The following is a 12,557-nucleotide window of genomic DNA, read 5'->3' as shown; positions in this document are numbered from 1 at the left end:
CTCACCCTACTCTTGGCACGTCGATGCGACCGAGCCGAGAACGCTGCGATCGGCCTCGGTGATCGGCAGCTCGTACTGAGCGGCAACCGAGAGATACTTGCCCGCATAGAAGCAGTGGTACGCCGCATTCGGCGGCATCCACTGCGATGGAGTCTTGTCGCTCTTGCTCTGGTTGTCCCCTCCGTTGACCGCCAACAGATTGAAGGCGACATCGTTGGCGAACCGAATGCGCTTGTCGGGCAACCAGGCGTTCGCTCCCATGTCCCAGGCGGCGGACAGCGGATAGACATGGTCGATCTGAATTTTCCCCGCATCGGACTTGGTGAACTGCAGGAGCTCACCGGAATACGGGTCGGCGAGGCGGCCGGACAGCACGACGCAGTCGTGGGTGCCCGGGCGAAACTCGACCTCCGTCATCGACAGTGCCAGCACATTGTCTCGGGTGCCGCAGCCATCGTGGCCGCCCGGCCCGTCGTAGTCGTCCGTCCACGCAGGGCCGAACACGCAGCCCTGACCGCTCTTGCATCCGCGCTCGTATCCGAGGACATCGGGCCGGGCAGCGACCACGTTCACCTGAGCGAGCAACTGCTCGATCTGTACCCGGGTAGGGCTGCCAGGGGCAGGCGCGGCGGGGGAGATGCCGGGAATGACGGACCGATCGCAGGATCCGAACGCAGCCAGGACCACCGCACCGATCACCAGAGCTACCGCCACCCACAGATTCTTCACACACGCCCCATCGTCGGTCTTCTGCAGTCACCCGTCGTGGTAGCAGTCTGCCGTAGGGCACCGACAGTGACGTCGAGGTCCACGGGGACATCGGGACATCGGGACACCGGGACATCGGGACATCGGATTCAGCGAACCTGGACGACGACCTTGCCGAGCGTGTGGCCGTCCTCGACGAGAGCGAGAGCCTCGCCCGCGCGTTCGAGCGGAAACACGTGGTCTATGCGTGGGCTCAGCACCCCGGTCGCGACCAGCTCTGCCAAATGTGTGAATGCGGCTGTGGTGCGGTCACGATGGGCTCCTGATCCACCCCACTGCGTGGCCTGCACGGGATCGGCGACGCTCACCACCGGTGCGCCGGTCTTCTCGGCGGCCGCGCGCAGCGTCTCGCCGCCGACGAGATCGACGATGCCGTGGACCGGTCGCGAAATCGAATCGATGTACTGCGGTCCCGCGGCGACGAATTCGGCCCCGAGATACTCGACCCATTCCTGCTTGCCGGCGCCGGCGACAGCGAGAACCTCGATGCCAGTCGCGCGCGCCAGCTGCAGCACCGACGAACCCACGCCGCCTCCAGCGCCCAGCACCAGCAGCGTGCTGCCGGAGACCAACGCCAGTCCGCGCAGTACGTCATAGGCAGTGCCGGCCGCGACGGGCAGAGTGGCCGCCGCCGACCACGACACCGAATCGGGTTTGTGGGCGGAGCTCGACGCATTGAGCACGGTGTACTGGGCGTAGCCGCCGTGACCTGACGCCGTCGCCCCGAACACCTCGTCACCCACCGTGAACTCGTCCACCCCGGAGCCGGTTTCGACGACAGTTCCCGACACTTCTCGCCCCAGCACCGCAGGCAACGTGATCGGCACAGTGTCCTTGCGGTTACCTGCCCGCACTTTCCAATCGGCAGGATTGACCCCGGCCACATGCACCGCGACGAGGATCTGACCGGCCCCGGGCTCGGGCATGGGCACGTCGAGAAGGTACTCGGTTTCGGGTCCGCCGTATTCGCTGAAGCCGTACGCGATCATGTGACCACTGTGCCCGATGACTCGCGCGCTCGGTGCCTGATGGCTCGCGCGCTCGGTGCCTGATGGCTCGCGCGCTCGGCGCGCTCCGGCCCGGACCGTTTCCGGACTGCCTCGCCGAGGTGGTGTCGGTGCGTCCTGATTGGATGGACCGATGTTGCACGGTCTGTGGTCCCCCGGTTCGGGACTGATGCTGTGGGACGACGAACTCGCCTCCGGCGACGAACCTGATCTCCCGCCGATTCATGCGCAGACCCTCGCCAAGACTTTCCGGCACCGTGCGTCCGTGTCGTTTCCCTCGGCAGACCATCACACGGGCGCGCAGGACCCCGTCCAGATTCCCGCGATCGCACTCGCACCGAACGATGCAGCGGATCTGCTGCTGCGGACGCCACCCGCGCACGCGCTGATCTCCGGTGATCTGCTCTTTCTGGCGCACGTCGCCCACGGGATCGAACGCTGGGTCCGCGGTGGGCGGGTCGTACCCGCACTGAAGTCGATGGACGGGCAGTGGTGGCCACGGTGGCGTCTGGTCGGCGGTGAGCGACAGCGTGCGTGGCTCAGCGAACTCGCCGTGTCGATGCCGTCCGTCCAGCGTGCCTCGGACCGGCCCAAGAAGATTCTCGACGACATGGTCGAGGAGCTCACCGATCCGATCGTCCGATCACGTCTGGGCAGACCGGACGCGGAGCATCCGCTGCTCTCGGCCCTGGTCCGTGACGATCCGTATGCAGATGGCACACAGCAGGTCTCGACACTGCTGGAGAACTGGCGCGCAAGTCTCACCGTGGACGAGCCCTCGTTGGTGCTCCGCCTGCTCGAACCCGATGACGACGAACCAGTGGCCGACGAACAAGTGGCCGAGGAACCAGGGGTCGAGGAACCGGGGCGCATCCAGGTCGCCGACGAGTCTGCGGAGTCGTTCTGGACCCTCCAGGTGTGTCTGCGGGCGGACGGTGAAGCACCACGTCCAGTGCCGATGAGCCGCAAGGTCGATGCTGCGCTGCTCTCGATCGCGGTGCGCAAGCTCGGCGAGGCGGTCGCGGCGTACCCGAGGCTGCGTGATGTGCCGACTCAGGACGGCACCCTCGACCTTCTGCTGCCGACGTCGGTCGTGATCGATCTCGTGGAACACGGGGCGACGGCTCTGCAGGCCACGGGAACGACCGTGTTGTTGCCGCGGGCCTGGACCAGGTTGGACCCCTCGATGCGCTTGCGTGTCGACTCTCCTGCCGTGACCAAGGCGGCCGCCGACCGCGCGGTCGGCATGGACGAGTTGGTGTCGTACGACTGGCAGCTCCAACTCGGCGACATGGTGCTCACCGAAGCTGAGATGAACAAGCTCGCCGCCACCAAAGGGGACCTCGTTCGCCTTCGGGGTCAGTGGGTATTGGCCGACGGTGGGCAGCTCGCTCGGGCCGCGAAGTACGTCGCGGAGCACCACGGCGACGGGACAGCGCTGAGCACGTTGATGCGCGAGATGACGTTGGCGGATCCTCCGCCGGCACCGATTCAGGACATTCGCGCCACCGGCTGGGCGGCCACGCTGCTCGAGCCCGGTGCGGTGCCGGAGTCGATACCGGTGCCCGACGGCGTGAACGCAGTTCTTCGGCCCTACCAGCAGCGCGGGCTGGACTGGCTCGCGTTCATGAGCCGGCTCGGACTCGGAGCCGTACTCGCCGACGACATGGGTCTCGGCAAGACACTGCAGGTGCTGACGCTGCTTGCTCACGAACAGAGCACGAAGCCGACTCTGCTGGTGGCACCGATGTCGGTGGTGGGCAACTGGCAGCGAGAGGCGGGCAAGTTCACGCCCGCACTGAGAGTGCTCGTGCATCACGGTCCGGCTCGGGCGAAGGGCGACGAGCTCGACCGGGCGATCGCCGAACACGATCTGACCGTCACCACGTATGCGTTGATGGCCAAAGATCGCGTGCAACTGGCGGAGCAGCTCTGGCGACGTGTGGTGCTCGACGAGGCGCAACACATCAAGAATGCGGGCACGGTTCAGGCCAAGGCGGCGCTGGCGATTCCGGCGGAACACAAGTTGGCGCTCACCGGAACTCCGGTGGAGAACCGGCTCGACGAGCTCCGGTCCATTCTCGACTTCGCCAATCCGGGCATGTTGGGGCGCCCGTCCGACTTTCGGAAGCGATTCTCCGTACCGATCGAGCGTGAGAACGACGAGAGCGCAGTGTCGCGGCTGCGTGCCATCACCTCGCCGTTCATTCTGCGCCGAGTCAAGACCGATCCGACGGTCATCTCGGATCTGCCCGACAAGAACGAAATGACGGTGCGCGCCAACCTCACCGCCGAGCAAGCCGCGTTGTACAAGGCCGTTGTCGACGAGATGATGGCGCAGATCGCCGACGCGAAGGGAATGAAGCGCAAGGGTGCGGTGCTCTCTGCTCTCACTCGCCTGAAACAGGTCTGCAATCATCCCGCCCATTTTCTGTCCGACGGCTCGCCGGTGCTCAAGAGGGGCCAGCACCGATCGGGCAAGATCGGGTTGGTGGAGGACATGCTCGATTCGATTCTGGGTGACAACGAGAAGGTGTTGCTGTTCACGCAGTTTCGGGAGTTCGGCGAACTCGTGGCACCGTACTTCGGAGATCGTTTCGGAGCCGAGGTGCCGTTTCTGCACGGCGGTGTGAGCAAGACCAAGCGCGATGCGATGGTGGAGAAGTTCCAGAGCGAGGACGGTCCGCCGATCATGCTGCTCTCGCTCAAGGCCGGCGGTACCGGTTTGAATCTCACCGCTGCCAATCATGTTGTGCATCTGGATCGTTGGTGGAACCCGGCGGTGGAGAATCAAGCGACCGACCGCGCATTTCGGATCGGGCAGCGCAAGAACGTCGAAGTGCGCAAACTGCTGTGTGTCGGCACGGTGGAGGAGCGGATCGACTCGATGCTCGTCTCCAAACAGGACCTGGCGGACCTGGCGGTGGGCACCGGCGAGAGTTGGGTGACCGAAATGGATACCGCGGAACTGCAGGAGCTCTTTCGCCTCAGCGAGGATGCGGTGGGTGAGTGATGGTCGACTTCTCGCAGTACGGCAAGCGGCGCAAAGCCAAGGGCGGCATCGAGTCGAGGAACAAGCGCGGAGCCTTCGGACAGACGTGGTGGGGCAGGCACTTCGTCGCGGCGATGGAAGACCTTGCTGATCCAGGCCGTATCGCACGGGGGCGGACCTATGCCCGTCAGGGGCAGGTGCTCACTCTCGGGGTGGAGCGCGGGCAGATCTACGGCGAGGTGCAGGGCAGTCAGCTCGAGCCGTTCTCGGCCTCGGTCACCGTCGAGCCGCTGACGCAGGGTGAGGTGGCCGCGCTCGTCGATCGGGTGCGATCCAATCCCGGAATGTTGGCCGAGTTGGCCTCCAATGCCATTCCGCAGGCGTTGGCGTCGACGTTGCTTCCGCACGACAAGGGGCAGCTCGATTTCGATTGCACGTGCCCCGACGACGGGTGGCCGTGCAAACATGCGGCGGCGCTGATGTACATCGCCGCGGAACACATCGACTCGTCGGCGGCCACCATCCTGACGCTGCGCGGAGTGGATCTCGATCAGCTGATCGAGGGGGTGGGCGACGGGGATGATCGGTTCGACGCCGATGACTGGTTCGCCGATCGCGCGTCGTTCCCCGATCTTCCTCGGGTGTCGTTCGCTCCGGCGATGGACGATCTGGATCCGTTGATTCTGCGTCGGATATTTCGTGCCGACGGCTCCTCCGAGGGCGAGGTCAGTCGTGCGTGTGCCGATCTGAGGCAGTTCTACGACCGAATGTGACGTGCTGTGGACTTGCATGGACATCCAACTATAGGATGGGCGTACTTCATTTCCCACGTTCGAGGATGGACTTCATGACTCGCGAACTCACGCACTTCATCGGCGGCAAGCACGTCGCAGGCACTTCAGGACAGTTCGGGGACGTCTTCGATCCCAACACCGGCCAGGTGCAGGCCCGGGTGCCGCTGGCCGATGCCGCCGAGGTCGAGGCAGCGATCGCCGACGCCGAGCAGGCGCAACGCGAGTGGGCCACCTGGAACCCTCAGCGGCGGGCCCGCGTGCTGATGAAATTTCTCGCACTGGTCACCCGAGACATGGACGAGCTCGCACGCTTGCTGTCCTCCGAGCACGGCAAGACGATCGCGGACGCGAGGGGCGATGTCCAGCGCGGCGTCGAGGTCGTCGAGTTCGCCGTCGGGGTTCCGCACCTGCTCAAAGGCGAGTACACCGAAGGCGCAGGCGGCGGCATCGACGTCTACTCGATGCGGCAGCCACTCGGTGTCGTCGCCGGAATCACCCCGTTCAACTTCCCGGCGATGATTCCGCTGTGGAAAGCAGGCCCGGCCATCGCCTGCGGCAACGCCTTCGTTCTCAAGCCGTCCGAGCGCGATCCCTCCGTTCCGCTCAAGCTCGCCGAGCTCTTCCTCGAAGCCGGACTGCCGCCGGGTGTGTTCAACGTCGTCAACGGCGGCAAGGACGCCGTCGATGTGTTGCTCACCGACGACCGCGTCAAGGCCATCGGCTTCGTCGGCTCGACCCCCATCGCCCAGTACATCTACGAGACCGCGGCCCAGCACGGTAAGCGCGCACAGTGCTTCGGCGGAGCCAAGAACCACGCTCTGGTGATGCCCGACGCCGATCTCGACGAGGTGGCCGATGCCCTTCTCGGTGCCGCATACGGCTCGGCGGGCGAACGCTGCATGGCGATCTCCGTTGCCGTTCCGGTCGGTGAGGAGACCGCAGACGCGCTCGTCGCCAAGTTGACCGAGCGGGTGGCGAAGCTGAAGATCGGCCGCTCGGACGACGAAACCGCGGACTTCGGTCCGCTCGTGGGCAGCGATGCACTCGAGCGGGTCAACAGCTACACCCAGATCGGGATCGACGAGGGTGCCGAGCTGGTCGTCGACGGTCGCGGCTTCAGCCTGGAAGGCCATGAGGGCGGATTCTTCGCCGGGGCGACATTGTTCGACAAGGTCACCACCGACATGCGGATCTACAAGGAAGAGATCTTCGGACCTGTCCTGATCGTTGTCCGTGCCAAGGACTACGAGGACGCACTTCGTCTGCCCACCGAGCACGAGTACGGCAACGGAGTGTCCATCTTCACCCGCGACGGCGACACCGCCCGCGACTTCTGTTCGCGCGTTCAGGTGGGAATGGTCGGCGTCAACGTGCCGATTCCGGTTCCGATCGCGTACCACACGTTCGGCGGCTGGAAGCGTTCCGGATTCGGCGATCTCAACCAGCACGGACCGGACTCGATCCGCTTCTACACCAAGACCAAGACCGTCACCCAGCGGTGGCCGTCGGGCACCAAGGAATCCCTCTCGCAGAATCACTTCGTCATCCCGAACATGGACTGATCGCGTGATGTTCACACTGAACGAGGACGAGCGAGCGATCAACGACACCGCTCGCGAATTCGCCGACGAATTTCTCGCGCCCAACGCAGTCGAGTGGGATCAGAACAAGCACTTCCCGGTCGACGTTCTGCGCAAGGCGGCTGATCTGGGTATGGGTGGCATCTACATTCGCGAGGATGTGGGTGGATCGGGGTTGACGAGAGTCGACTCGGTACGAATATTCGAGCAACTCGCTACGGGCGATCCGTCCATCGCTGCGTACATATCCATCCACAACATGGTTGCCTGGATGATCGACACCTACGGCACCGACGAGCAGCGCCGGACATGGCTTCCTGGCCTGTGTGCGATGGATCAGCTGGGCAGTTACTGCCTCACCGAGCCGGGCGCTGGATCGGATGCAGCACAGCTGAGCACCAAGGCCGTTCGCGACGGTGACGAGTACGTGTTGGACGGCGTCAAGCAGTTCATTTCCGGTGCAGGGACATCAGCGGTATACGTCGTCATGGCGCGTACCGGGGCTCCGGGGCCGAGCGGTATCTCGGCGTTCATCGTGCCCAAGGGCACCGACGGGCTCTCGTTCGGAGCGAACGAGAAGAAGATGGGTTGGAATGCCCAGCCCACCCGACAGGTCGTGCTCGAAGGAGTTCGTGTTCCGGCCGAGAATCTGCTGGGTAGCGAGGGCGGCGGTTTCCGGATCGCGATGAACGGTCTCAACGGAGGCCGCATCAACATCGCCGCGTGTTCGATCGGCGGCGCGCAGTCGGCTCTGGACACGGCCGTCGCCTACCTCGCCGAGCGCAAGGCATTCGGAGCTCGGCTGCTCGATGCGCAGGCCCTGCAGTTCCGGTTGGCCGATTTCAGAACCGAACTGGAGGCGGCCCGAACTCTGCTGTGGCGCGCTGCGGATGCTCTGCAGCGCAACGCCCCGGACAAGGTCGAAATGTGCGCGATGGCAAAGCGGTTCGGAACCGACACCGGTTTCGACGTTGCCAACGGGTCGCTGCAATTGTTGGGCGGATACGGATATCTGTCCGAGTACGGCATCGAGAAGATTGTTCGCGACCTTCGCGTGCATCAGATTCTGGAAGGGACGAACGAAATCATGCGCGTCGTCGTTGCTCGATCGATCGTGGGTGCGGCATGAGCGATGTGATCGTCGAAGTCTCCGGTGGTATCGGCCGGATCGTGCTCAATCGTCCCAAAGCCATCAACGCGCTCGACCACGCGATGGTGCGCGAGATCGCACCGGCGTTGACGCAGTGGGCAACCGACGACGACATCGATGTAGTACTGCTCACCGGAGCAGGCGAGCGTGGACTGTGCGCAGGCGGCGACATCGTCTCGATCTACCACGACGCCAAGGAGGGTGGCAGTGCGAGCAAGGACTTCTGGCGTGACGAGTACATCCTCAACGCCGCGATAGCCCGATTCCCGAAGCCGTTCGTGGCCGTCATGGACGGCATCGTGATGGGCGGGGGCGTCGGACTCTCGGCCCACGCCAACACCCGAATCGTCACCGAACGCTCGAAGATCGCGATGCCGGAGGTCGGCATCGGTTTCGTCCCCGATGTCGGTGGAACGTATCTGCTCTCCCGTGCTCCCGGTGAGATCGGCACTCATTTCGCGCTCACCACAGCGAGAATGAACGCCGCGGATGCCATCGCGTCCGGTTTTGCCGATCACTACATTCCATCGGACAAGCTCGAAGACTTCTACTCGGCATTGGCAACCGTCAGTGTCGGTGAGGCCGTCTCGACGTTCAGCGAGCCTGCACCGGACTCGACCGTCGACCAGCAGGACTGGATCGACACCTGCTACGCCGGCGACGACGTTCAGGCCATCATCGATGCTCTCGCTGCCAGTTCGGTGCCGCAGGCCCAGCAGGCCGCGCAGGACATTGCATCCAAATCGCCCGTCGCGCTGGCCGTCACGCTGAGATCTCTGCGACGCGCGGCGACACTTCCGACGCTGGAGGCGGTGCTCGACGACGAGTATCGCGTGTCGGTCGCATCGCTGAGCAGCCATGACCTCGTCGAGGGAATTCGGGCGCAGGTAGTGGAGAAAGATCGCAATCCGCAGTGGCAACCGCGTACGTTGGCGGAGGTCACACCCGAGGACGTCGACCGGTACTTCGCGCCTCTCGGGGACGCGGAGCTCGGCCTGTCGAACGCACATACAGAAGGTGAGCAGTGATGAGCGAGAAGACGATCGGTTTCATCGGCCTGGGCCACATGGGTGGACCAATGGCCGCCAATCTGGCTGCGGCGGGCTACACGGTGCAGGGCTTCGATCTGGTGCCCGCCGCTCTCGAACAAGCCGCGAAAGACGGCGTGACCGTCATGGAATCGGCGGCCGCTGCCGTCGCCGGTGCCGACACCGTCATCACCATGCTGCCCAACGGCAAGCTGGTGCTCGGGTTGTATGCAGACCTGCTACCCGAGGCCGCACCCGGAACGCTGTTCATCGACTCCTCGACCATCGATGTCGCCGACGCCCATGCCGCACATCGCCTTGCAGGCGAGGCCGGCCACCGCAGCATCGATGCGCCCGTCTCGGGCGGCGTCGGCGGGGCGACAGCCGGGACGTTGACCTTCATGGTGGGCGGTTCCGAGGAAGACTTCGCCTCTGCTGCAGCAGTTCTCGATGTCATGGGCCGAAAGGTCGTGCACTGCGGGGCCGCAGGAAACGGTCAGGCCGCCAAGATCTGCAACAACATGATTCTCGGCGTCTCGATGATCGCGATCAGCGAGGCGTTCGTCCTGGGGGAGAAGCTCGGACTGAGCAACCAGGCACTGTTCGACGTGGCCTCGACTGCATCCGGTCAATGTTGGGCCCTGACCACCAATTGCCCTGTGCCTGGTCCTGTTCCGACGAGCCCGGCGAACAACGACTACAAGCCCGGATTCGCTGCCGCGTTGATGGACAAGGATTTGAGCCTGGCTGCCAACGCGCTGCGGGACAACGGCGTCGAGGGCGTTCTCGGTTTGCAGGCCGCCGAACTGTACGCGCGATTCAAGGGAACCTCCGGGGGCGGCGCCGATGTCGACTTCTCCGGGATCATCAACGACATCCGCGAACGATCGAATGGAGCCGACCTGTGAGTGATTTCGAGACAATTCTGCTCGAGCGTCGGGGACGCGTCGGCATCATCACACTCAACCGCCCCAAGGCGCTCAACGCGCTCAACTCTCAGTTGATGCGGGAGGTCGTCTCGGTGGTCGAGGAGCTCGACGCCGACTCGGGCATCGGTGCAATTCTGATCACCGGATCCGAGCGGGCGTTCGCCGCTGGTGCCGATATCAAGGAGATGCAGCCGAAGTCGTACATGGATGTCTACCTCGAGGATTTCTTCGCAGCATGGGACAGGTTGGCCTCGGCTCGAACACCGCTGATCGCGGCGGTGTCCGGTTACGCGCTCGGCGGCGGGTGCGAACTGGCGATGCTCTGTGATGTGCTGATCGCCTCCGACACAGCGGTATTCGGGCAACCGGAGATCAAGCTGGGCGTCATTCCGGGAATCGGTGGGTCACAGCGGCTGACCCGCGCGGTAGGAAAGGCAAAGGCCATGGAGATGTGTTTGACCGGCCGCAACATGAAGGTCGACGAGGCCGAGCGAGCCGGCCTCGTCTCGCGCATCGTGCCGGTCGCGGATCTCCTCGACGACGCCATCGCGACGGCGACGACCATTGCCGGGATGTCGCTGCCGGTCACCATGATGGCGAAAGAGGCGGTGAACAGATCGTTCGAGTCGAGCCTGCGCGAGGGCGTGCTGTTCGAGCGCCGGGTGTTTCATTCGATCTTCGCAACCGAGGATCAGAAGGAAGGCATGTCGGCGTTCATCGAGAAGCGGACGCCGGACTTCAAACACCGGTAGTGCCGGTCTTTCGCGGTGCCGCTCTACCTGTCGGGAGACAGCAGGGCGGCGCCGCGGGCCGAGACCAACTCCGGCATCGACGGCACCAGAGTGGTCAAGCCAGTTCGCTTCTCCAGCAACCGAGCTATCGACGTGATGTTCGCACCGCCGCCCACCACGACGATGGACTGCGCTCTGGCTCCGGACAATTGGAGCGTCTGCTCCACCAGCATGCCTGCGTACCGCACCGGCCCGGCAATGAGATCGTCGAAGTCGCGCCGGGTCAACACATGACGCGCCGCGCCTGCGGTGTCCGTCGTGCTGACGACGGAGTCGACGCTGAGTTGCTCCTTGATGGCACGGCTTGCATCGATGTCGACACGCACGCCGTTCGATGAGAGCAGTCGGCGGACCGAATGATCGAGATCGTCTCCGCAGAATGTGGCAGTGCGCCGCGCCATGAGTGTGCGGGAGGACGCGAGATCGATGACGGTGACCGTGGTGCCGGTACTACCGATATCGCACAGCACCGTGACCCCGTGATTGGGAACCAGTCCGATGAAACGCAGGTAGCGCACTTGCGCAGCGGTTTCCGGTACCAGTGACGCAGTGCGGGCAGTGCCGCTGGTGGCGACCGTACCCGGATCGGTCGCCACTCGGTATGCGATGGCGGAGAACTGCACCGGTAGCGACATGGCTCCGGCGATGGAGTGGATGGCGTCGACGCCGGTGGCAATCGTGGTGGCCAACGACTGCCCGGGCGCGCGGCGCACCGTACGAGAGACGATGGGCGTGCGGTGCGGGCTGTCCAGATACGTCAGAATTGCGCGTGCACCGTGCGCACCCGCTCCGACCCCCAACACCAGCACCCGGCCCCGCCCTTCAGCAGATCGACTCCGCCCTGTTCACAAGGACATTCCACCACGAGCGGTACGGGTGTGCCATTAATTTGTGATCAGTCACCACAGAACTCAGAACGATGTGGATATGTCATCACTGTCGAAATCGCCTGCATCGGAACGCAGTTCCGCCAAGATGCGGATGAGCCCGAGCAACTTGTCGCGCGCGAGGCCGGGTTGGGCGAACACCAGCGAGTTCAGACGCTCGGTGGCCTCGAGCGCCAACGTGCGTCCCTGATCGGTGATTTCGACCAGAGTGGTGCGTCGATCGCTCGGATGCGGAATGCGCCGAACGTATCCCACCGATTCGAGACGGTCGACAGCATTGGTCACACTCGTGGGATGCACCTGCAGACGCGCACTGGCCTTCGCCATCGGTAGCGCGCCGTTCTTGGTGAACGTCAGCAACGTCAGCAGCTCGTACCGCGAGAAGGTCAGTCCCGTGGGCTTGAGAGCTTCCTCGACCCGTGCCAGCATGATCTGCTGAGCGCGCATCAACGACGTCACGGCCGCCATACCGTCGGCGGCCTCGGGCCACCCGTGCTCGGTCCACTGTCGGTGGGCCTCTGCAATGGGGTCGAGTGGAAGCGGAGACGGTGCAGGCATACCGACCATCCTCCCACGGTGTCCGGTTCGCGTGCCCGTCGTATGAGTCGAGATTCGATCGCGATCACGCGAT

General features: G+C 64.4%; 11 protein-coding genes. 7 read left to right on the top strand and 4 right to left on the bottom strand.

Annotated features, from left to right (window positions below; translation table 11 throughout):
- Positions 1–6 precede the first annotated feature (6 nt).
- Together J1M87_RS10560 and J1M87_RS10555 are read right to left on the bottom strand one after the other, a co-directional pair.
- Entirely contained in the window at positions 7–729 is a 723-nt protein-coding gene (locus tag J1M87_RS10560) for an HNH endonuclease family protein (RefSeq protein ID WP_206489476.1), read from the bottom strand.
- A 128-nt stretch (positions 730–857) separates the two neighbouring features.
- Entirely contained in the window at positions 858–1,757 is a 900-nt protein-coding gene (locus J1M87_RS10555; protein WP_206489475.1) for an NADP-dependent oxidoreductase, read from the bottom strand.
- Between the two features lie 151 nt (positions 1,758–1,908).
- Between J1M87_RS10555 and J1M87_RS10550 the strand changes: the two genes are divergently transcribed.
- The 7 genes from J1M87_RS10550 to J1M87_RS10520 all read left to right on the top strand — a co-directional run bounded on the left by J1M87_RS10550 (position 1,909) and on the right by J1M87_RS10520 (position 11,000).
- On the top strand, positions 1,909–4,788 hold the full coding sequence (locus tag J1M87_RS10550) for a DEAD/DEAH box helicase (RefSeq protein ID WP_206489474.1): 2,880 nt from the start codon (positions 1,909–1,911) through the stop codon (positions 4,786–4,788).
- Entirely contained in the window at positions 4,788–5,540 is a 753-nt protein-coding gene (locus J1M87_RS10545) for an SWIM zinc finger family protein (RefSeq protein ID WP_206489651.1), read from the top strand. The genes J1M87_RS10550 and J1M87_RS10545 overlap by 1 nt, the downstream gene beginning before the upstream one ends.
- A gap of 74 nt (positions 5,541–5,614) precedes the next feature.
- Positions 5,615–7,123: a CoA-acylating methylmalonate-semialdehyde dehydrogenase gene (locus J1M87_RS10540; protein ID WP_206489473.1), complete on the top strand. Its 1,509-nt coding sequence runs from the start codon at positions 5,615–5,617 to the stop codon at positions 7,121–7,123.
- 7 nt (positions 7,124–7,130) lie between these two features.
- Positions 7,131–8,270: an isobutyryl-CoA dehydrogenase gene (locus tag J1M87_RS10535; protein ID WP_206489650.1), complete on the top strand. Its 1,140-nt coding sequence runs from the start codon at positions 7,131–7,133 to the stop codon at positions 8,268–8,270.
- Positions 8,267–9,319: an enoyl-CoA hydratase/isomerase family protein gene (locus J1M87_RS10530; RefSeq protein WP_206489472.1), complete on the top strand. Its 1,053-nt coding sequence runs from the start codon at positions 8,267–8,269 to the stop codon at positions 9,317–9,319. The genes J1M87_RS10535 and J1M87_RS10530 overlap by 4 nt, the downstream gene beginning before the upstream one ends.
- Positions 9,319–10,227: a 3-hydroxyisobutyrate dehydrogenase gene (mmsB, locus tag J1M87_RS10525; RefSeq protein ID WP_206489471.1), complete on the top strand. Its 909-nt coding sequence runs from the start codon at positions 9,319–9,321 to the stop codon at positions 10,225–10,227. Before J1M87_RS10530 ends, mmsB begins: the two co-directional genes overlap by 1 nt.
- A complete protein-coding gene (locus J1M87_RS10520) occupies positions 10,224–11,000 on the top strand; it encodes an enoyl-CoA hydratase (protein WP_206489470.1) in 777 nt (258 codons plus the stop codon). The genes mmsB and J1M87_RS10520 overlap by 4 nt, the downstream gene beginning before the upstream one ends.
- A 23-nt stretch (positions 11,001–11,023) precedes the next feature.
- Here J1M87_RS10520 and J1M87_RS10515 read toward each other — a convergent pair whose 3' ends face one another.
- Both J1M87_RS10515 and J1M87_RS10510 read right to left on the bottom strand, forming a co-directional pair.
- Positions 11,024–11,848 (bottom strand): rod shape-determining protein, encoded by an 825-nt coding sequence (locus J1M87_RS10515; RefSeq protein WP_206489469.1) that lies wholly within the window; start codon positions 11,846–11,848, stop codon positions 11,024–11,026.
- A 102-nt stretch (positions 11,849–11,950) separates the two neighbouring features.
- Positions 11,951–12,484: a MarR family winged helix-turn-helix transcriptional regulator gene (locus J1M87_RS10510; protein ID WP_206489468.1), complete on the bottom strand. Its 534-nt coding sequence runs from the start codon at positions 12,482–12,484 to the stop codon at positions 11,951–11,953.
- Positions 12,485–12,557: the final 73 nt, after the last annotated feature.

The organism is Rhodococcus sp. KRD162 (genome assembly GCF_017168335.1).
Taxonomy (GTDB): Bacteria; Actinomycetota; Actinomycetes; order Mycobacteriales; family Mycobacteriaceae; genus Rhodococcoides.
Note: the sequence above shows the minus strand (reverse complement) of the source record. Positions and strands in the feature narration are given on the sequence as shown.